Here is a 20,359-nt window from a genome sequence, read left to right on the forward strand (position 1 = left end):
ACTAAACAAATAATCAACCCATCAGAAACCGTCTTCTGCATGTCAAGTTGTCTGCAAGACCTAAACAGCACGGCTAAACTCTTTATTTTTTGTGGCGTTTCTTACCAACCGGTTCGATATTGCACGACGAAATTTGCCTCGAATAATAGCGAGACATTCTCGTACTGGCCCTTACCCTATTTAAGATTAGCAAGGCAGAAGTCGTTGTCATTGTTAGTAGACTTATTCACGCCTTCCTTAAGCATAGTCTAAGTCTCAATTAGTGAGTGTATTTTCTTGATAAATTTCGATTTTATGCCAAACCTTACGTTTTTCTTGTTCGATTCCAGTTTAGATGCTGAACTGATGTACCAATTGTCGTAATTGAGTGGCGCAGGCTTGTAAGCTGTTTACCGAGCTTTGAATGTCACTGGAGTTATTGTTGTTTTCCTGACAAATAACGGCGATGTCGCCCAGCGCATGATGCACGGTTTGCGATGAATCGTGTTGCTTATTAGCAGATTCACTAATCTGACTGTTGAGCTTGGAAATAGCATTTACGCCATCGGCAATCTCTGAAAAGGCTTGTCCAGCTTGTTGGGTTTGGTTGGCCCCCTGATTGGCGGTACTTTGCGCTGACTCCATCACGCCTACAGCCGTATCGGTTTGTTGTGTTAAGCGATCAATCAAGCCGCCAATCTCCGTCGCCGCGAGTTGCGATCTTTGCGCCAAATGGCGTACTTCGTCCGCCACTACAGCAAAGCCACGTCCTTGTTCCCCTGCGCGGGCGGCTTCAATGGCAGCGTTGAGGGCCAGCAAGTTGGTTTGTTCTGCCACTTCAGAAATGATGCCCAAACGTTCATGAATGTGACTGACTTCCTCGCGTAGTGTTTGAATTTGTTGCGCGGCTTGTCCTACTTCTTGTGACAATCTTTGAATGTCCATATTGGCCTTATTCATCACCCCCAACCCTTGTTGCGAATGCTGACCTAATTCGGCGGTTTTATGATTGGCTTGTTCGGCGATACCAAGGGCTTCTTCTACGGACAAGAGAACGCCTTGCATCAATTCGGTGGCCTGGTCCGTATTGGATAACTGACGTGCTACCCCTTCCACTGTTTTGGTTGTTGAGGAATTGGTTTGTTCTACAATACCGTCTAGGGTTTCACTGGAGTGGGTGACGTTGCGTACTATGCTTTGAAAATCGTTCATCATGCTATTAAACGCCGTTGCCATCGCCCCCATTTCGTCTTTACCACTGAACTCCACGCGCTGAGTCAAATCGCCAGAGTGTTGGACCGATGTCATGGTGTTGCACAAGCTGGTTACCCGTGTGGTGACCAGATGAATAATAAATAAGGCGGTGCCACCAACGACTAAGGTTAGAATGCCCACCAAGATCGCATAATCCACCAAAGCTATCATAAAAAAATGTCTGACTTCATCCATTGAACTTGTGGTCACCACAGTAAGTTGTAGTGGGCTAAATGATAAGGCGCTGGCAATCATGCGATGGGTTTTGCCTTGTTGATCTTGATAGTCGAATTCCAGTCCTTGGTAGTGGCCGTTTTTAGCCTGACTGTTTTGTAAAGCTTGCAAAAGAGAGCGGGGCGCCTGTTGCGAGTGATAATGGTTTGGGGCATTGAGCAAGGTTTGATTATTATCCAACACCCAAACACTTTGATCTTCTCCGTAGTGGAAATCGCTTAACAGGGTTAGAGCCTGTTCTAGTACTTGTTGAGTTGAAAGCGTCTGATCATCTTGTTGATGGTAAAAGCTGGATAAAGACGTGTTCACTATGTCTAAGATATCAGCAGTACGCTCTTTTCTAGCGTCCACATGGCTGTAGAAAAGCGAGGATAGGGAAACCAGAATCAGTGCAGCTGTACCCAGAGACATTAAGGCTATGATGGCCCAGAGTTTATAGCGGATTTTTATATCATTAATTCGGTTCAGCATGGTTTACCTTCCCTAGGGTGATTATTATGTTGGTCTTTGGTTTCTTTGTCTCTCAACAGGTAAGATTAATTATTTTTATAATGAAAGCTACCTAGGTTTCATGAGCTAGGTCATGGTTTTTGTTGATAGTTAACGATATGGCCTCAATTTGAGCTAAACAGGGTAAAAATTATTGTGGAATATTGGGGTGTTTTTGCTGTGTCGTTTCTCTCGGCAACAGTATTGCCATTGGGCTCAGAAGCCTTACTGCTTTTTTATGCCGCACAAGCACAAACAAATCTTGGCGTCCTATGGTTTTGGGCCAGCCTTGGTAACAGTTTAGGCGCTTGTACAAATTGGTTTTTGGGCGCGTATTTATTGAAATTTGCTCACCATAAGTGGTTTCCTGTGGGAGAAGAAAAGCGTTTATTGGCACAAAAGTACTTTAATCGCTATGGTGTTTGGAGTTTACTCTTTACTTGGCTACCCATTTTAGGCGATGGTATTGCCTTGGTCGCTGGAGTGTTGCGTACTTCCTTGTGGTATTTTGTTCCCTTGGTGGTGTTAGGCAAAGCAGGCCGTTACGCACTTTTATTGTGGGGCCAGCAGATGTTGTCGGGACAATAGCTTTTATTCTAGGATATGAGGCTGTACTCAAGAACATAATAATTTGTTTGGATGGAGAGAAGAGTCATGGGAATCATAAAAAAGCTAATCGTGATCCAAATGGGTTTCGTTTTAGCAGCATGTTCATCAACGGGTGGATTAAACACCTTTATGACATACGAAGACCTGCAAAAAAAGGTAAAAGCGCACGATGAACAGTGGCAGGAAGCGCAAGTGAAACTGGATCGAATTGATGCTCTTGAGGCGGAAGTGGCGTCCCTAAAACAGGAAAGATTAGCGATGGAAGCTGCCAATGAAATGCCAGTGACGAGTCAGTCAACAGTGATTGCCGCGGATGACAGCATGGCGGCAACTAATGTCGCACCTATGGTAATGGAGAGCAGTGTCGCAGAAGAAACGCCAATGATGGACGCTACTGCCATGTCGGCAACAGAAACGTCATCCACGGACAACATGGCGAGCGAATCTGCTGTCGCCCCCGCTCCTATCATGGCGGCTCCGTTAACCGCTAACACAATGACAGCCGATAAGACCATGCAAAAGCCTGTTGAACAAAAAATGTCGAATGACAGCTATGGCGTGCAATTAGCTGCCTATTCTAAGCGTGATGAAGCGATGCGTGGCTGGCAACTTCTGTTGGACAGAGATCCCGTCTCTTACCAAGGTTTGCAGCCGAAAATTAATCAGAAAGAAGTGAAAGGCCGTACTATGTATCAGTTGAAAGTGGGCCCTTTTCTACAAAAATCTTTCAGTACGGATTTCTGTATGATGCTGAAGGAAAAAGGCAAAGACTGTATGGTCACTCAATTCAATGGTGAAGCTTTTTAAATCCGTCTAGAGCCTGATTTCAACGGCTTTGCTTAATGATTGTCGAGACGAAAAAATGGCTGCCTTCTTTATAAGAGGGCAGCCATTTTTGCATGCTAATGAGCACTTACTTTAGCCACTATTTTAGTTACTTTTTTAGTCACTAAGGTCAAGACCTTTTACATAAGTGGGAAAGGGAAATTATTGATCTTACCCTGACCATCGGCGATTGAAATTTCCGTCATCAGCTTATCTTTTTCACGCTGAATCAAACCTTGTTTAATAAAGTTATTCAGCAGTATTTGTACCTGCTGTTTGACCTGTGGCGAATCTACTGTGGTGCGCATTTGCTGCGCTAAATAGCGTTCCCCTAAACTGGTTATTAGGCTTTCATCTGCTTGAAGATTACCATTTAGAATCAGATGCCATAACCAGAAGTTTTGATCCATTAACTGCTCAATACTAAGTGGTCCAGCCATGTCTTTTAAACGGCTGTTCACTGTCGCCTTGAAAGAGCCTTCTGCCAAGTGGCCACTTAGGTCTGTGATGTTTAGCTCAGGGTTGTGGGACAACAATTCTTCTATCTTGTCCGTGAAAAAGCCAATCAAAGCCAGGTTGATTTCTTCGGCAGAAGCATCGTCTTCAGACAAAAAGCTGTTTAAAAAGGTGTTGTAATCCAAAAAGAACTGATTGTTTAAATTGGTGATTTCAACAGCAAATGACAAGTTATCTGCGTTAAATTCTGCGTTACTGACTTTATCCACAGAATAATGGTTGATGATTTTGCCTAGTTGACTGGTTTGATCGAGTAATGAAGATACTAAAACCTTTGCGCCTTGAATGTTCAATTCAGTGGGCTTGTCCTGAGAACCCAGGGTGAGTTGCTCAAAACCAAAGGCGATATCTCCATCGTAAAGCCCGCCTGATGATAAAGCCTCAACACCGTTTCTAATATTAATGGTTAATTGAGTATTGGTTAGACTCATTTTCTCGTAGGGCTTGTCTAGATTGACCTGATTAACTTGGCTGCGATAATCGATACCCTGATCAGTGAAGGCACCTTTGCCATGGTAGCCACTGAAGGTAAAGTTACCATCGGCCATATCGAAAGCAGGAATCTGATCAACCACGTCAATCTTGCCCGTTAAGTTCATGACCACAGACGCGTCATAGAAGGCTTGATCAGCGGGCCAGTTCAAGCTGTCGCGTAAGGTATCGCCAGCGTAATAGGCATGCAACTCAAATAAGCCCAGCAAGCCATTAGCAGACAGTAGTATGGGGCCGTAATGGGCGTCTAATATGAGATCCACTTCAATTTTCTTGCCAGATAGGGATGGCTCAATGCTGGCCAAGTCATAGGCAAGATGAACGACTTTTTTTGAGGTAAACCAAGTATCTTCTAGTGATTCCATCGTCACTTGATAGCCAGGGGCAGTGTTTAAATTGGTGACCAGTTGCGAGACTTTTTCTTCGTAATTCGAGGCAATGAATTTGGGCGCAACAAGACAAGCTGCCAGTAATACAAAGACCAGTACAGCGAGGATTTTTTTCACTGAAAATTCCTTTTACTAAGACATTGATCGGAATAGCAAATCATACCTTGCCAAGCAGACAAAATAAAACTTAAATGATACCTAAAAATTGCCACCAAAGCAGATTCAAAGGCAATAAGATTAAACAAGTCAGCATAAAAATGAGCAAACAGACCTTACTCACCGCGCTTATTGATAATCGCCCCAATGCCATGGCAGTAATGAGAGGCGGCGCTTGATAAGGCAATAATACATTGGAAAAGGCCAATACTTGGCTCATCAGCACAGCGTGAGTGGATAAGCCTGTAATCTCGGCTAAATGTTCTGCCATGGGCGTCATGATAGCGGGTACCCCGGTCAAATTGGTGACCACTGCCACGCAAGTGGATACGAAGGTAAGTAGACTAATATTCACAAACGCCGCCCCGCTTTCAAAGGGCACGGCACTGGTGAGTTTGTTTACCAAAATGTCTCCCAAACCGGAATAAGCGGTAATGGCACTCAAACCAATCACACCTGCGGCAAAAAATAACGTGCCATACTGAATGTCTTTATCAATGCACTCTTTACTGGTTAAGCCTGACTTTGGCCATAAGCAGACAATGGCGGCAATCAAACCAATCCAACCGGGAGAAATATGGTGTATAGCATCGGTAAACCAGAAAGCAAAACAAACACACAAGACCCACAGCAAACTCTTTTCCAGCTTAGTCATGGTACTTTGTTGATCTATCTTAGTGAGATTTTTGTCTGGGTCTTGATCTGGAAATAGCCACAATATAATGCTGGTAATCAGTACCAGTTTGCCCAATCCGAGTACCGGGAAATGCAGGATGAGATATTGCCAATATGACACAGGTGAGTCGTACAAGGCTTCCAGCATACCAGCCAATAACATATTGGGCGCGTTGGCAGGTAAAATGGTAAAAGCCGGTAAAAAGGTGCCAAACGCCGCTGCTAATAACATGCCGGTACGACCATTAGCCTTTTCACCATAACCAAAATGGTCTGCTAAGCTGGCAACAATGGGAATAATGAGGACTACACGTCCTACACCAGATGGAATTAAGAAAGCCAACGCCATAGCAAACAAAGCAATTTTAATGATGGTGCCACGATAACTGTTACCCAGAATGCGTGTTAGTAAGAAGGTCGCCCTTTTATTTAATCCCGTGTGTTTAATGGCCGCGCCAAAAACCATTCCGCTGAACAGGAGCCAAAAAGTCGAAGAGTGAAAACCAGCGAAGGTCACCTGATTTGGGGCCAATTGGGTTGCCGTGGTAAAGGCAAACAGCCCCAGTGCGGGTAAGTAAGCAGGAACAAGAGAAGTTGCCCATAAGGCGATACAAACAAAGAGAAGACCCGCGGTGAGACTTTGTTGCCAACTTAAATAGCCATGACTGATGGTCACCAGTATCACCGTCGCCATGATAATGCCATACAGAGGCCATGATTGCTTCAGCCTTGTCTTTAAGCTGTTTTTCATGATAGAGGATTCTGTATTTTGCGACATAATAGACGTCCTGCACAAACGGTGTTGTGAAAAGCTTGTTTGATGTCTCGCCATGTTTTATGACCAAAGCGAGTCGGAGAGGGGCATTTGTTGTTGCGGTTACAACTGGCAAACCCCTTGTGCAAACTCATCGACTTTTTGCCAATCGGTAAAGTCTTGATCCGTTTTCGGATCGGTAGGGCCTTTGGTGACCCACATGATGAAACGAATCATATTTCGATCTAGAAAGCCGTATTGCTGATAATTCAGACGTCCGCCAAATACGCCTTTTAAAGACGGTTGCCAATCCAGTTCGGTGAGCAATTTAATAATATAGGGATTGGTGTCCGGCGTGCATTTTTCGGCTTTACGAGCCACCAAATTCACCGTGAAAAAAGCACTGGGTTTGTTTTCAAGTAGCCTTTTGTGCTGTCGGATAAAGTCCACCAAACCGGCTTGGTGCTTACCATAGCGAATACTGGCACCTATGACTATCTTGTCATGGGAGTTGAGTAGCGATTCTTCTACCTGATTCACTGGCAACAAGGTGACCTGATGGCCTTGTTGCTGCATCAAGGCTTGCATGCTTTGGCTGATTTTCAGCGTGTGACCGTCAGTGGTTGAGTATACAAATAAAATAGTCGCCATGTATCGTCAGAAATCTGCCTCAGTTACCTATGCATTTGCTGCCATGTTATAAACATTCCCTGATGGGCTGTCAAAGTGCTGTGTCAAATCTTTGGTTATTTTACTTTTCTTGTATCTTGCTGCTTGATGTCTTCCATAGCGGCTTGTAAGTGAGGATTCTTTTCTTCTAAGTATTCACGTAAACGTTGAATAAAGGCCTGATTTTCATGGAAAGGTACGCCAATTTTATGGGCATCGGCAACGTCAATCATAGAAACTTTATCGTGTTGAACAAACACATCAATCATTTTCTCAGCCTTATCCTGATCTATACCAAGAGCTTCAAAAGCCGAGCGCCCCATACGCAAACTGCTGTCATAGGTTTCACGAATAATATCGCGACAACCATAAGACCAGAGGTCGTATACATGATTGTTATCAAAGGCCCGCGCTATGATATGAATGTGCGGATAGTGATGTGTCACATGTTTGACTAACTGAGTGACTTGCTCAGGATTGTCGATCGCAATGATGAAAACCTCGGCTTCTTCAATGCCAGCGGCTTCCAATAAATCGGGGCGCGTGGCATCTCCGAAATAATTTTTCACACCAAATTTCTCTAGTGCTGCTAGGCGTTTGGTACTGAAATCAATCACAGTAGAGTGGTAATTTGCCAAACGTAAAATAGTATCAATGATGGTGCCGACGCGGCCTGAACCTGCGATCAAAATCTTATTGTCGTCTGGCATCTCATCGTATTGCTTGACGTTTTGGTCAGCGGCATAGGATGGTGCAATGATTTTATCGTAGAAAATAAAGAGCAAAGGCGTCAGCAGCATGGAAAGCGTGACGATGAGTAACAGCAAATTGGCAATATCTTCTGCAATCACTCCATTGCTAACGGTAAAAGATAGCAGCACAAAACCAAATTCTCCGGCTTGTGCCAACCCCAGTGCAAATAGCCAGCGGTTGGAGCCACGAATCTTAAAAGCCCAGCCTAACAGCCAGAGTACAGAGGCTTTGAGTAAAATTAAACAAAGTGTCAGCCCACAAATGAGTAAAAACTGATCGGTTAAGAGGCCGAAATCAATACCGGCACCTACCGTCATAAAAAAGAGTCCCAATAACAAGCCTTTAAAAGGCGCAATGTCACTTTCCAATTCATGTCGATAAGGTGAATTGGCTAACACGACGCCAGCCAAAAAGGTTCCCAAAGCGGGCGATAAGCCAACCAAAGACATTAACAAGGTAGTAGCAACCACAAACATCAAGGCGGTCGCAGTAAATAACTCGCGCAGTTGTGCCACAGCGATAAAGCGAAAGATGGGGGTGACCAAATAACTGCCGCCTATAATGATGCTGGCAATAGCGGCAATGATGACCAGCGGCACTTGCCAAGAAGCCAAGCCTTCTAATAAGGCTGCGCCGTGGCTGGCGGTCTCAGTATCGCCAGAATGCGTTAAGTGTTGTAATTCGGGCAGGGTCAATAACGGAATAATGGCCAGCATAGGAATGACCAGAATGTCTTGCGCCAGTAAGACGATAAAAGAGGATTGTCCACCATCAGATTTCATGAGACCTTTTTCGGTGAGAGATTGAATCACAATGGCAGTCGAGGACAAAGCCAATATCAAACCAATGGCGAGACTGCTTTGCCAAGGTAAATCAAACAGCATGGCCACGGCTGTTATCAAGAAGGCACAGAATAGGACTTGCCCGCCACCTAAGCCAAATAGGCGCGCCTTCATCGACCATAATTTTTTCGGATGCAGCTCTAGCCCAACCAGAAACAACATCAGCACCACACCTAACTCAGCAAAGTGTTGCAGTGACACTATGTCGACATGAAGTAAAGACAGCAGAGGACTAATCAAGATGCCGGCTAACAAATAGCCCAGTACCGAACCCAGGCCCAAACGTGCTGCAATGGGGACGGAGATGATGCCCGCGATAAGAAAGATAAAAGTCAGTAGTAGGGCATCAGTCATGGGAAATCCTAATCATTGCAATCACTAAGGTAGCTGGTCATAAAAGCTAGCTGGTCATAACTGGACTTTGCCATATTTTTTGCGTCTTTACATTGATTCGACGGAAATTGTTACCGAGCCCATCAGTAAAAATAACCGATAAAAACAAGAAAAAAATGCTAGCAAAAATTCGAAAATTTAAATTTTTCATTTAAAAACAATTATTTAGTTTCAGTTTAAAAAGTTGGCACAAGCTTCGCAATATAGAGATTACAGCAAATCGGTCATGCATCGATTGCGACGAAAAGAGTTCCAATACAGCTAGTATCATGGTTCTTGGACGAGTAACTTAAATGGAGAAAATTATGAAGATTAAACGCACACTTTTACATTCAGCATTGGTTTTGGTAACTGCCGGTACATTGGTAGCGTGCGGTCAAGATTCAGAAGAAAAGAACAAGGTTGAAGATTCTTTATCACAAGCGGGAGACGCAATAGAACAAACCATTGACGATGCAGGTGATGCTCTGAACAGTGCAGGTGAAAGTGTTAAAAGCACAATGGACGATGCAGGCGACAGTTTAGAAAATACGATGACAGATGCGGGCAACGCAGTGGAAGATACCTGCGAACAAGTAAAAGAGAAAATGGACAGTAAAGACACAGATTGCTAAGGATAAAAGGAAAAGAGCTCGTATGAGCTCTTTTCTGTTTTAACTAGATGATCTGATGAACTGTTACTTTGGTTTGTTGATTTAAGCAAAAAACACCAATGCTAGTTCTGTGGTAACGAATCCGTCCCATATTTGTCTAGCTTGTTGTAGAGGGTTTTGACACTGATACCAAGTTGTTGAGCGGTGTCATTTCGATTGCCTTGGTTTTCAGCTAAGGTTTTCAGAATGGCCGTTTTTTCGATTTCTTCCAGTGGCATGCCAGCTGGAATTTGTTGTCCATCTTCGCTCGTATCGGTCAAAGCATCGGTCACTATGTGTTCGGCTAATATGGTGTGTTCAGCCAAAATAAAAGCGCGCTCAATAGTGTGTTTTAATTCACGAACATTGCCTGGCCAATTGTACTGAGCGATTTTATTGATGGCGTCATCAGACAAGGTTTTGTTTAGTTGATCTTGAGTATTGCGATAGGCCAAAAAGTGTTGAGCAAGACCAACAGCATCACCTTGACGATTGCGTAATGGTGGAACTTGAATAGGAAAATGTGCAAGACGGAAGTACAAGTCTTCACGAAATTTTTCGTCTTCAATCGCTTCCTTAGGGATTCGATTGGTTGCCGCTACGACACGCACATTGGCCTGCTTGAGAGTTTGTGAACCAACTGGACGATATTCACCCGACTCCAGTACACGTAACAACTTGGCCTGATGCTCGTAAGGCATCTCGGTAACCTCGTCGAGGAACAGAGTACCACCTTCAGCTTGCTCAAAAACGCCCACGTGGTCTTTATGTGCGCCAGTGAACGCACCTTTGACATGGCCAAAGAGCTCGCTATCGATCAATTCTGGGCTCAATGCCGCGCAGTTAACGGCGACAAAAGGCGCATCTGACCTTTGGCTAAATAGATGCAAGGTGTTGGCCACTAGCTCTTTACCCGTTCCGCTTTCACCAATTAAAAAAGTATTGGCATCGCTGATAGCCACTTTTCGCAATGTACGATACAGCTGATGCATACAAGGTGAAGAGCCAACCAGTAAGCCGAATTGATCTAGGTAGCTACTTTGTGGAGAGGGTGTTGGTGGACTTGGATCTAATGACCAAAACAACTCATCTAAATTGGCTTCGAGTTGGGGAAAGTTGAATGGTGCGCGGTAATGAACGCCTGCCCCTTGGTGCATCAGCTTATCCAGTATTAACGAGGGTTCTCCTTGGCTTAGGAAAATACATTGCACCTTATCCAACACTGGGTGATTGCTCAGGGCGTCGAGTTGTTCATGTTGCTCTGCATTGACTTCAATGATGGCAAGGTCACATTGACTGTCAATTAACTGCGTTAACCAGTTGTGTCCTTGTTGACTGAAATTCAGTTCAAATTGCTGCAGGCCGGACATAGAGAGTAACTCTTGAGCCAGCTCTGGTTGTTGAATTTGTAAGAATAATTTAGGTGCTTGTTTCATGATTTCCTTTCGTTGGTTCAATTAACTCAGCTAAATGAAATCATAAGCCTAGAGGATAAGCCTAGTGATGTCACACTGACTTTGCGCTAACTCTTAGTTTATTCAATCTTGTTTGCACAAAGCTCACCTTTTATTGAAAACACTTTTTTAAAGGGTACGGCGATTTAGTTTTAAAGGGTACGGCGATTTAGTTTTTTTAAAAGGTAGGGCGATTTAGAGAGAAGGCGATGTTCAGACTTTGCGTTACTAATAAGTAAACACCAAACACAAGCATGAAAATACAGTATTAACGAAAGATTGAATAGCATGGGAGGAATGCATGTTGAGATTTTATCGGCGTGGTCGACTCGCCATAGACGTACGAATTTTACAAGATATGGTGTCCATTTGTTATGACGGCATGATGGCGAATTTGGACTTATGTCATCAAGCCACCAATACGCTAGATGAACAGATTTTTCGCCGTATTGGTGATGCTTTTCAGCAGCTTTCCGAAGCGCTATGGAGCATGATAGAAAAGCATAAAGGCCCTGATGCTATCCATCATCAAGCGGCCAGTGCAATGAGTGGCGTTGTGGGCGATGCTTATTGGCAAAGCCAGAAATTATCCACCGAAGCACGAGCGAATAGCTTAATGCGGGTGAACCAATATGTGCTTCATCAATTGGAAAAACTGCTACAGCAACTTAATTCTAAAGGAATGATGAAAGCCTTGTCTAAGCAAGTTTCCCAGTTGAAAATGCAGTTGGATAATGCTCAGCGACAGAGGTTGGCTGCTGTATCAGAAAAGGTCACGACCCAAGTGTTGTGACCCAATCCAATTGGATCTTATGATATGTTCAGTTCACGCTTATTAATTATTAACCAAGCGATAATCCAGTTTGCCCATCAATGAACCGTCCAAAGCTTGTGTTGGCACTTGGAACTGGGCGGTGTTTTTTTCTCTTTGCGGTGATACCGTCATCACTGGTTCACCATTAATCAGGATTTGATAACGCTCGGAAAAAGTAATGGTGACGTCTTCTGAATGGGAGCTATCAAACAAAAAGTTGTCTTTTAAACGAATGATGCGTGATTCACCACGAATCCATTGACCAATAAGAGGTTGCGCTTTGAAGTTCCCTTTGGGATCAGTGACGATTATATCAGACAGAAAAAACCGCACCAGATCTCCCTTGCTTGGCTGTTGTTGACGTTCACGAACGCGGGCATCAAGTGCCGCTAAGTTCGTATTGGTTTGACTAATATAAGTGCGTAACTCTTGAATGCTGGCTTGCAATGCTTCACGAGACAACAGATTGGCCTCAATAATTCTTGGCGGTTTAGTGGCGCTGCCGAGGCGAGCATTTAATCTTTGATAGTATTTCTCAGCATTCTCTTGATATTGACTTAACTCTGCTAGGTCTTCAGCGAAGTCCGGGGACTTTGGTGGCTCTTCTTCTATGACACCTTGCATATTTGGCGTGAGCAATTCGTCTGCGGTTTCTTCAACTTGTTGGTCAGTGGTGTTTTGTTGAGGGGATAATATGGGCATTGAGCAAGCACTCAAAAAGAGCGTCACCAGTAACAGGCCACTTCGGAATATAAACATCTAACCGTCCTGACAATTAGGAAAAAATAAAGTAGAAAAAAATAAAGACCTCAAGTATGCGGTATGCTGCACTTGATGTCGAGATAGCCTGTGTCGACCTAGCAGTCGGATTTGACTAAATAAAGTGTAAAGCTTGTAGCAACAAGGGAGAAAAATCACTTGGTTTGGGATTGATTCCACAAAATGCATTCTTCCAGCGTCACACCCTTGCCACCAAAAATGTCCAGAGCACTGCCAATGGTTAAGTCCACTTTTCCTTCCGACAACTCATGCACACGTTGTAGATCTTGTAACGAGCGTGCACCACCGGCATAAGTGACGGCAACCGGGCAGGCTTGCCCCAATAAACTCACTAAGTCTTCGTCAATGCCTGCTTGTAAGCCTTCCACATCGGCCGCATGAATCAAAAATTCATCGCAATGATTGGCCAATTCCACCAAATTATCATGATTAACCTGTGTTGAAGTAATGGTCTGCCAGCGATCCGTAGCAATAAACCATCCCTCTGCTGTGCGGCGGCAACTTAAATCCAACACCAAACGGTCGGTTCCCGTTTCGCGTTTCATCTTATCGAGGCGATCCCAAGAGAACTCACCCTCTTCAAACAAATAAGAGGTCACAATGACGTGAGAAGCACCAGCTTGTAAATAACTAGCGGCATTGGTGTCTTTCACACCACCACCGTATTGCAAACCGTTTGGATAGGCGCGCAGAGCATTCATGGCTTCATCTTTATTGCCTTTGCCTAAGGCAATCACATGACCCCCGGTTAAACCCTGTTCACGATACAGACGGGCATAATACTCGGCATTGTGTTCGCTGATGAAGTTTTCCGTTGCGCCTGCATCGTTAAGGCTGCCGCCAACAATTTGTTTGACCTTACCTTGATGTAAGTCGATACAAGGGCGGAACTGGGTCACATGACACTCCTAAATTTAGCCGAAATAAAACACCCAGTATAACGGATAACACAGTGCGAAACGATGCCGTAACGTCACAAATTACAAATCCTGATATACTCCTTGTCCTCCATCAAATAGACAAAGAAATACCAGACCATGTTGCCCATTTCCCTTGCGGTTACCATTCCTGCTGACGAAATCGAATTGACCGCCATTCGAGCACAAGGCGCGGGCGGACAAAATGTCAACAAAGTGTCTTCCGCGATTCACCTGCGCTTTAACGTGCCCAACTCTTCACTGCCAGAGTTTTACAAACAAAGACTGCTGGCACTGAACGACTCGCGTCTTACCAAAGAGGGCGACATCATCATCAAAGCGCAACAGCACCGCACCCAAGAAATGAATCGTGAAGACGCCTTAGCGCGCCTCAAAGAACTCATCCTGAACGCCATCAAGGTGCAAAAAACTCGTCGTCCAACCAAACCCAGCCGCGCGGCTAAGAAAAAACGTCTGGACGATAAAAAAAGAAAAGGGCAGATTAAAAACCTAAGAAGAAATGATTGGGGCTAGGTTGGTGCTGTAACTTGCCACTAAACTTGAGCTGTTTAGCTTACAAATTTCTCAGAGTTGTGCAAATAAGGGCTTAGCGTTAGGAAACGATAAATTCAAAGAGCAAATAGCGTTACTAACAGGACAGCGGCAAACGCAGGTAAAGCGGGGAAGAAAAGAGGGTTGGCGTAAACATCGTGATGATGAATAGTCGTATAGATTTAATTTTACACTGACCCTGAGGGATCCCCACGAATTATTAACAAATAACAACAAGTTAGTCTCTGTAAGGAACATTCATGGCTTTTGGTGATCAATAATTTCGCCAAAAACAACTAAACACCTAGAGCCATGAACGCGACGACTATTCTGAACAAAATCATCCCCATTGTCAGCCCAAATATGCATAAAACTCGACGACAAGCTTTGATTGCTTGCCTTCAAAGTCTTACACAAGGCAATCTCTGTACCGTGACTAACATTGGTCGTGGTATTCGATCCAATGCCTATGAGAAGCATCGCATAAAACGCTCAGATCGGTTGCTATCAAACCCAAACCTGCAACGTGAATCACTCTCTATCTATGCTTACATTTGCCATCTTTTTACGACGAGCAAAAGTCCTATCATTAGTGTCGATTGGTCTGACTTAGACGCAAGAAAACAACACTTCCTAATCAGAGCAACAATGGCATTTGACGGTCGTCCGTTAACCCTTTATGAAGAAGTTCATGACATAAAGACAAAAGAGAAACGATCTACACATAAGCGGTTTTTATCGACACTTAAAGCGTCATTACCTAAAAAATCTAAGCCGATCATTGTGACGGATGCGGGTTTTAAAACGCCATGGATTGATCTGGTGAAAGAAATGGAGTGGGATTATGTTGGGCGTGTTCGTCGGCCTCGTAAGTTCTACAATGACCAAGACCAGTCATGGCAATGCATCTCAACCTTATTCCCTCAGGCGAGCAACAACCCCAAGGCACTAACATTAGCGTTAAGACAATCAGACCCTCAACTAAGCAGGCTGGTTTTATACAAAGGAAAGCCAAAGGGCCGACACTCGTTAAATCGAGATGGCTCAACAAAGTTATCTAAAACATCTTTAACAGCGGCCAATGGGGCAAAAGAGCCATGGTTACTGGTCTCATCATTACCAAAAGGTCGTTCGTTTGCGAAAAAGTGTGTTCAGGTTTATCAAACTAGAATGCAGATTGAAGAAAGCTTTAGGGACATGAAAAGTACAAAATTCGGAATAGGATTTGAACACAATGGTACCTACAAGCTAAAGCGTATGAGCCTTCTTGTTATGATGACAACATTGGTTGAAATGGTATTCGTTGTGTTAGGTAAAGTGGTAGAGCAAGCAGGTTTGTCACACCGGTTTCAGAGTAATAGTATTCGTCATAAACGAGTTTTATCCTTTTCATATTTAGGCAAGCGAGCCATATCAGTAGGCTTAAAAATCACAGCGAAACAATGGCGAGAAGGAATCACGCAATGCACAAAAACACTACGCGAAGCATCGAGTATTTTGACGTGAAATTCGTGGGGATCCCTCAGGGTCGATGGCTCTACTTAGGTAGTACCGTGCTTATTTTTCTAGTATCCATATTTACAGGACCAACTATATATTATGGTTGGGAGAGTGTTGTATGGGATAGGGATATAACGAGTATGGTAAACGGGGCACTAATTTTGTCTATGTTCTTACCACCAATAAGCAATGAATTTAACAAGGTCAGTTAAAACGACGGCTTTTCCGTTGCTTGAATTTGTGCTTTTACGCTACGCTAGCACAAATCAATCAACTACAAAGCCGCGTTTGCTGGCGGCGTTATAAGCCCCTAAATTTCCACCTTATTTAAATTGAAATATATCAAATATACAGTTAATCTTATTTATGAATAATCAGGGTCAGAGTAAAATTAAAGATTATTCTATTCTGCCCCTTTTAATATTTACTTTTAATATTTACTTTGCCTCCTTCTAATACTTTAACTCAAAGGGTAGAAAAAGTATTCTGGGTAGGTTGTATCCTATAATATTTGTTGATCATTTTAATGGAATAATTTTATGTCTAACTTCAAGGCGAGTGGATGGTTTTTCATTCTTACCACATTATTATTGGTTGGTTGCAGCATCCCAGTGGTAATGCCTTACCAGGGAGAACCAGATGGGTTGTTGGTGTTTAGTACCGATGTCACCGTAACCGGCGATGCCGAGTTAGAATACGATTACATTTTCACAGTTGAAAATAAAGACACTGGTAAAGTGACTGTCTTGAATTTAACGGTGGAAGAAGGCCAGACTTATGTAGTTTTGGGCCGATTGCCCAGAGGTTCCTATTTTGTAACCAAGCGAGAAGATATTCGCCGTGATAGTAATGGTTTTATCCCGGTAGAGACTGATAATGCACGGTTCTACATAGCCGCAGGAGAAGTTAGTGTGGCGAGACACATACGGATAGTTAAAGGCAAAGATATTCGAGAGGTTGAGGTTAGTGTTCCCACAAATGATGAGGGTCGCGAGTTATTTGAATTGCAACTATCAACTCAAGAAGCCTTCCAAGGCTGGAATTACCATCCAACTTTAATTGAAAACTTTTCGATGTTCTAGAAGTGTATACAATGCGTCTAAAATATAAAATAATTATGGTCAGAGTAAAATTAAATATTATTCTACTCTGACCCCTTTTAATTCAATCGTTAACAAAGCCAGTCACGGCGACGTCTTTTTCGTTACGGCTTCGCCTCCACTACAAAGCCGCAGAGCGCGGTGTTTAATTTAAAGCTAGGATCAGAATATGGTATTTCTCCGAAACAGTGAAAAAAAAACAATTCAGTCGTATATCAAAAAATTACCTAGTCTGTTAGAAAAGGATTATGGAAAGGCAAAATATTACACCCCAATGGAAATAAGAAGTACGATAGTAAGCAATAACTTATGTGTTGAAGATTTACGCTTTGCTATTGCGATATTTTCCAATCAAAAAAACTTCGAAAGCTATCATCAGGAAATAGGTGAAAACTGCGATTACGAATCAATGAGAAAAGAAATTGGTGATACTTTTTTTAATGGTAACTCTCAATTTAGCGTACTTGATTTTTCGTACGTATCGTTTGATTTTGGTGGAGACTTCGATGGCGGCGCAGGGTTTTCGGGTGGAGACTTCGATGGCGGCGCAGGTTTTTCGGGTGGAGGAGATGGCGGATATTAAATAATTAGGGTTACCCATAAGTCAGCCGGTGTCAATGGTGCGATAAAGTTCGGATCGCTTTTTAGCGAACATAATTTGTTATGTTCTCTATGGCGTGCTCCGGACTTCATTCGCTAATGTGTTTTTCTATTGGCTGTGCTGGATAAAGTATCCGCAACAGTCACCCATCTGGATCTAGTCTTAAAACCAAAATAATACAGGACAGGCATAACTTAGTTAACTGGCTAAAAAACATACTGTGATTTTATCCAGTGATAATTGATTGGGGTCAGAGTAAATTTAAACATACTCTTTAGAGAATCCTTCTTCGTGCTATCCTTTTATATCTCAAATTATGAGAGAAAGGAGTCTCCATGCCTAGATGTTAGTACAGGAATAAAAGTATGGTAATTTTTTTGTAGGTGCTTCAGTCGTTTGGTAATCCTGAGAATAAAGAAATTCTCGCGGGCCTGAAGAGATTTTTAATCTGAGTGGTCTTGAAAAAAATCAATTCCGAGGAGCACACATTTATTGGTCCAAAGATAATCCTTTGTATTGCGGAGGTAATTTGAATCAGTGTGATTAGATCAAAATCGCTTGGTACTTATACCGTCAGTATTCTTCGGTAATCACACTAATTCATATAATTGAACTCTATTGTAAATCCAAATTTGCTTGGGATACTTGTTCCTGTTGCTCTTGTTGTTCCTGTTGTTCTTGTTGTTCTTGTTGTTCTTGTTGTTCTTGTTGTTCTTGTTGTTCTTGTTGTTCCTGTTGCTCTTGTTGTTCCTTAAGGGCTGCTAGCTCTGCTGTTAACGTTTTAATCTCTTCAGCGTGATTTGCTTTAAGAGCCTGAATTGCTTCTGCTTGACTTGCTTTTAGAGCTTCAACTTTTTCAGTTTGGTCAGCTTTTAGGGCTGCAATCTTTTCGGCGTAATTTGCTTCAAGAGTTTTAATCGCTTCCTCTTGATTTGCTTTAAGACCCTCAACCGCTTTTGCTTGATGTGTGCCTTGTGCTTTTATTAAAGCGACGATAGCGTTACCTTGGGCGGGGATTGGTTGATCTCTATAGTCTTTTGCGGCTATAGCTTGAGAAATATCATAAAGTGTTTGCTCATAATCCAGCACGTAGCCTTCAAAGTCGGAAAGATGCATAGCGTCTAATTGTTTGACCGCTATTGCAATCTGTTCACTGTGATTAAGGAAAAATAGAACCGTATTGGCTTTGGTCTGTATTTGTTCCATTTCTCTTGGGTTGGAGGCAATAAAGGCTTTTGCTTCGGTTAATGCAGAATTTGCTTGGGCAAAACTTTTTGGAGCATAGCGTGAGATTTGATTACTTTTTAGTGCATCGAAACGTGCTTGAACGTCGCTAAGATAGATGGTGGTAACTGTTTTAATTTCGAGCGCTCTTTGCTTTCTAATAAGATCCGGCTGGTCTTCAATAGCATTTTCTGGTTCACCTTCTGCAATGTAAGACACCAGATTTTTCAAATCGTTTTCAATTTCTTGGCTCGTTTCCGGGTAATACTTGGCTGCATTGATGTTTCGTAACTGAGCGCGGTAATCAAATGCTTCAGACAATGTCGTTTTAGCCTGTTCGCGAATAGCCTCGCCAGATTCCAGTGCCGTATTGAAGTCTTCAAGAGCTGCGTATGCGGCTTCAATGTAGGTGGTTGAGGTCAGCAAGCCACTGCGTTTATCCGCTCGAATAGGATTAAACTGAAACTCTTTGTAGTATTCTTTAACTTCTTCTAGTGCTTCCTCAGAATCTGCAACTTTTTCAGGGGCAAACCATTCAAGTTCAGTTTCTTTTGCGGTGGCAAGTTTATTTTCTGCAAGATCCAGAGCGTTTTTAAACTCATTAACCTTAACCATTGCTTGGGATTCATTTGCCGTTTCTGCAAGATTGGCGGTTGAGTCGGGGCTGGTCGCACAGCCGGATAAAACCAAAGAACCTGATACTAGGGCAATGGCAAATAGCGAAGCGTGTTTCATACCTTTCCTGCTCCTGATGCTTACTAATGTTAAAGGCATTTACAAAAAAAGTTTCATGTAAATCAATGAGTTTACTGCATGATATTAAATCCTATTACAGATGCTTTGCATTGTAGGTAGTTTTATGTCGTATGGGAATACGTATATCGCGTAAGCATGTCTATTATAATTTTTGGGAATAAATGGGGTCAGAGTAAAATTAAATTTACTCAATAGAGAATCCTTCTTCGTGCTATCCTCTCTTTATACTTAAAGTATGAGAGAAAGGAGTCTCCATGCCTCGTCGTCCGAGAGTTTCTATTCCAGGTTATGCCGAGCACATTATTCAGCGTGGTAATAACCGCCAGCTCATTTTAACCTGTGATGAAGACATGAAAGCCTATGCTTATTGGCTTAGTAAGTACGCTAAAAAATTTGATGTGTCGATACATGCTTGGGTATTTATGACCAACCATGTTCATTTATTGTGTTCACCTAGTAATCCAACAAGTATTTCAAGCATGATGCAATCACTGGGACGGCAATATGTACGGTATTTTAACTATACCTATCAAGGTACAGGTACTCTATGGGAAGGGCGTTTTAAGTCTTGTTTGGTACAAGACCAAAGTTACCTTTTTCATTTGTACCGTTATATTGAACTGAACCCAGTTAGGGCAGATATGGCGAAAGATCCTGCTGATTACTCTTGGTCGAGTTACCAGTGCAATGGTTTAGGTGCTAGTAGTAATTTACTGACTCCACATCAACTTTACCAGTCACTGGGAAGAACTAAAGAAGAGCGATGTAATACATATCGAGATATGTTGCAGCATCAGGTAGATGGTAAATTATTGGAAGATATTCGTTTAACGGCAAATAAGGGGTTAGCGTTAGGAAACGATAAATTCAAAGAGCAAATAGAATTACTAACAGGGAAACGGCAAACGCAGGCAAAGCGTGGAAGAAAAGAGGGTTGGCGTAAACACCGTGATGATGAATAGTCGTAGAGATTTAATTTTACTCTGCCCCCAATTATATA

The 20,359-nt window shown here is 42.9% G+C and carries 18 protein-coding genes; 9 read left to right on the forward strand and 9 right to left on the reverse strand.

Annotated features, from left to right (window positions below):
* Positions 1-330: 330 nt before the first annotated feature.
* Positions 331-1,938 carry a methyl-accepting chemotaxis protein gene (locus ABXS85_RS17570; protein ID WP_353667823.1) on the reverse strand — a complete coding sequence of 536 codons (1,608 nt, stop codon included), beginning with the start codon at positions 1,936-1,938 and terminating at the stop codon, positions 331-333.
* A 198-nt stretch (positions 1,939-2,136) separates the two neighbouring features.
* On the opposite strand from ABXS85_RS17570, the gene ABXS85_RS17575 reads away from it, so the two are divergent.
* Both ABXS85_RS17575 and ABXS85_RS17580 read left to right on the forward strand, forming a co-directional pair.
* On the forward strand, positions 2,137-2,544 hold the full coding sequence (locus ABXS85_RS17575; protein WP_353667824.1) for a YqaA family protein: 408 nt from the start codon (positions 2,137-2,139) through the stop codon (positions 2,542-2,544).
* 66 nt (positions 2,545-2,610) lie between these two features.
* The gene (locus ABXS85_RS17580) at positions 2,611-3,372 is read left to right on the forward strand and encodes an SPOR domain-containing protein (protein WP_353667825.1); all 762 of its coding nucleotides are present in this window, start codon (positions 2,611-2,613) and stop codon (positions 3,370-3,372) included.
* A gap of 158 nt (positions 3,373-3,530) precedes the next feature.
* Here ABXS85_RS17580 and ABXS85_RS17585 read toward each other — a convergent pair whose 3' ends face one another.
* From ABXS85_RS17585 to ABXS85_RS17600, 4 genes are all read right to left on the reverse strand, one after another.
* A complete protein-coding gene (locus ABXS85_RS17585) occupies positions 3,531-4,904 on the reverse strand; it encodes a DUF945 family protein (RefSeq protein WP_353667826.1) in 1,374 nt (457 codons plus the stop codon).
* Between the two features lie 70 nt (positions 4,905-4,974).
* Entirely contained in the window at positions 4,975-6,396 is a 1,422-nt protein-coding gene (locus tag ABXS85_RS17590; RefSeq protein ID WP_353667827.1) for an SLC13 family permease, read from the reverse strand.
* Between the two features lie 99 nt (positions 6,397-6,495).
* Positions 6,496-7,023, reverse strand: a complete 528-nt coding sequence (gene hemG, locus ABXS85_RS17595) for a menaquinone-dependent protoporphyrinogen IX dehydrogenase (RefSeq protein ID WP_353667828.1) — start codon at positions 7,021-7,023, stop codon at positions 6,496-6,498.
* A gap of 95 nt (positions 7,024-7,118) precedes the next feature.
* Complete coding sequence (locus ABXS85_RS17600; protein WP_353667829.1) at positions 7,119-8,990, reverse strand: cation:proton antiporter; 1,872 nt, start codon at positions 8,988-8,990, stop codon at positions 7,119-7,121.
* Positions 8,991-9,334: 344 nt separating this feature from the next.
* Here ABXS85_RS17600 and ABXS85_RS17605 point away from each other — a divergent pair, with 344 nt between their 5' ends.
* Positions 9,335-9,643, forward strand: coding sequence for a hypothetical protein (locus ABXS85_RS17605; protein WP_353667830.1), 309 nt, complete (start codon positions 9,335-9,337; stop codon positions 9,641-9,643).
* 101 nt (positions 9,644-9,744) lie between these two features.
* Here ABXS85_RS17605 and ABXS85_RS17610 read toward each other — a convergent pair whose 3' ends face one another.
* A complete protein-coding gene (locus ABXS85_RS17610) occupies positions 9,745-11,097 on the reverse strand; it encodes a sigma-54 dependent transcriptional regulator (RefSeq protein WP_353667831.1) in 1,353 nt (450 codons plus the stop codon).
* 319 nt (positions 11,098-11,416) lie between these two features.
* On the opposite strand from ABXS85_RS17610, the gene ABXS85_RS17615 reads away from it, so the two are divergent.
* Complete coding sequence (locus ABXS85_RS17615) at positions 11,417-11,908, forward strand: hypothetical protein (RefSeq protein ID WP_353667832.1); 492 nt, start codon at positions 11,417-11,419, stop codon at positions 11,906-11,908.
* 42 nt (positions 11,909-11,950) lie between these two features.
* Here the strand turns inward: ABXS85_RS17615 and ABXS85_RS17620 are convergent, their stop codons facing one another.
* Both ABXS85_RS17620 and hisA read right to left on the reverse strand, forming a co-directional pair.
* The gene (locus ABXS85_RS17620) at positions 11,951-12,688 is read right to left on the reverse strand and encodes a hypothetical protein (RefSeq protein WP_353667833.1); all 738 of its coding nucleotides are present in this window, start codon (positions 12,686-12,688) and stop codon (positions 11,951-11,953) included.
* Between the two features lie 155 nt (positions 12,689-12,843).
* Complete coding sequence (gene hisA, locus ABXS85_RS17625) at positions 12,844-13,608, reverse strand: phosphoribosylformimino-5-aminoimidazole carboxamide ribotide isomerase (protein WP_353667834.1); 765 nt, start codon at positions 13,606-13,608, stop codon at positions 12,844-12,846.
* 138 nt (positions 13,609-13,746) lie between these two features.
* Between hisA and arfB the strand changes: the two genes are divergently transcribed.
* The 4 genes from arfB (at position 13,747) to ABXS85_RS17645 (ending at position 17,361) form a co-directional block, all read left to right on the forward strand.
* A complete protein-coding gene (gene arfB, locus ABXS85_RS17630; protein ID WP_353667835.1) occupies positions 13,747-14,160 on the forward strand; it encodes an alternative ribosome rescue aminoacyl-tRNA hydrolase ArfB in 414 nt (137 codons plus the stop codon).
* A gap of 381 nt (positions 14,161-14,541) precedes the next feature.
* Positions 14,542-15,684: an IS4 family transposase gene (locus tag ABXS85_RS17635; protein ID WP_353669791.1), complete on the forward strand. Its 1,143-nt coding sequence runs from the start codon at positions 14,542-14,544 to the stop codon at positions 15,682-15,684.
* 533 nt (positions 15,685-16,217) lie between these two features.
* Positions 16,218-16,760 (forward strand): hypothetical protein, encoded by a 543-nt coding sequence (locus tag ABXS85_RS17640; protein ID WP_353667836.1) that lies wholly within the window; start codon positions 16,218-16,220, stop codon positions 16,758-16,760.
* Between the two features lie 187 nt (positions 16,761-16,947).
* Entirely contained in the window at positions 16,948-17,361 is a 414-nt protein-coding gene (locus ABXS85_RS17645) for a DUF6559 family protein (protein ID WP_353667837.1), read from the forward strand.
* Positions 17,362-17,994: 633 nt separating this feature from the next.
* On the opposite strand, the gene ABXS85_RS17650 is transcribed toward ABXS85_RS17645, so the two are convergent.
* Positions 17,995-19,377, reverse strand: a complete 1,383-nt coding sequence (locus ABXS85_RS17650; RefSeq protein ID WP_353667838.1) for a hypothetical protein — start codon at positions 19,375-19,377, stop codon at positions 17,995-17,997.
* 236 nt (positions 19,378-19,613) lie between these two features.
* Between ABXS85_RS17650 and ABXS85_RS17655 the strand changes: the two genes are divergently transcribed.
* Positions 19,614-20,321, forward strand: a complete 708-nt coding sequence (locus tag ABXS85_RS17655; protein WP_353667839.1) for a transposase — start codon at positions 19,614-19,616, stop codon at positions 20,319-20,321.
* Positions 20,322-20,359: the final 38 nt, after the last annotated feature.

The sequence above is a fragment of the Marinomonas sp. THO17 genome, assembly GCF_040436405.1.
In the GTDB taxonomy this organism is placed as follows: Bacteria; Pseudomonadota; Gammaproteobacteria; order Pseudomonadales; family Marinomonadaceae; genus Marinomonas.

Excerpts from the sequence above, each read along its gene's own strand:
- ABXS85_RS17640 (WP_353667836.1), top strand. The coding sequence starts at position 16,218 with ATGTCTAACTTCAAGGCGAGTGGATGGTTTTTCATTCTTACCACATTA.
- ABXS85_RS17570 (WP_353667823.1), bottom strand. The coding sequence starts at position 1,938 with ATGCTGAACCGAATTAATGATATAAAAATCCGCTATAAACTCTGGGCC.
- ABXS85_RS17590 (WP_353667827.1), bottom strand. The coding sequence starts at position 6,396 with ATGTCGCAAAATACAGAATCCTCTATCATGAAAAACAGCTTAAAGACA.
- ABXS85_RS17610 (WP_353667831.1), bottom strand. The coding sequence starts at position 11,097 with ATGAAACAAGCACCTAAATTATTCTTACAAATTCAACAACCAGAGCTG.
- ABXS85_RS17645 (WP_353667837.1), top strand. The coding sequence starts at position 16,948 with ATGGTATTTCTCCGAAACAGTGAAAAAAAAACAATTCAGTCGTATATC.
- hemG (WP_353667828.1), bottom strand. The coding sequence starts at position 7,023 with ATGGCGACTATTTTATTTGTATACTCAACCACTGACGGTCACACGCTG.
- arfB (WP_353667835.1), top strand. The coding sequence starts at position 13,747 with ATGTTGCCCATTTCCCTTGCGGTTACCATTCCTGCTGACGAAATCGAA.
- ABXS85_RS17580 (WP_353667825.1), top strand. The coding sequence starts at position 2,611 with ATGGGAATCATAAAAAAGCTAATCGTGATCCAAATGGGTTTCGTTTTA.
- ABXS85_RS17650 (WP_353667838.1), bottom strand. The coding sequence starts at position 19,377 with ATGCCTTTAACATTAGTAAGCATCAGGAGCAGGAAAGGTATGAAACAC.
- ABXS85_RS17600 (WP_353667829.1), bottom strand. The coding sequence starts at position 8,990 with ATGACTGATGCCCTACTACTGACTTTTATCTTTCTTATCGCGGGCATC.
- ABXS85_RS17605 (WP_353667830.1), top strand. The coding sequence starts at position 9,335 with ATGAAGATTAAACGCACACTTTTACATTCAGCATTGGTTTTGGTAACT.
- ABXS85_RS17620 (WP_353667833.1), bottom strand. The coding sequence starts at position 12,688 with ATGTTTATATTCCGAAGTGGCCTGTTACTGGTGACGCTCTTTTTGAGT.
- ABXS85_RS17655 (WP_353667839.1), top strand. The coding sequence starts at position 19,614 with ATGCCTCGTCGTCCGAGAGTTTCTATTCCAGGTTATGCCGAGCACATT.
- ABXS85_RS17635 (WP_353669791.1), top strand. The coding sequence starts at position 14,542 with ATGCATAAAACTCGACGACAAGCTTTGATTGCTTGCCTTCAAAGTCTT.
- ABXS85_RS17615 (WP_353667832.1), top strand. The coding sequence starts at position 11,417 with ATGTTGAGATTTTATCGGCGTGGTCGACTCGCCATAGACGTACGAATT.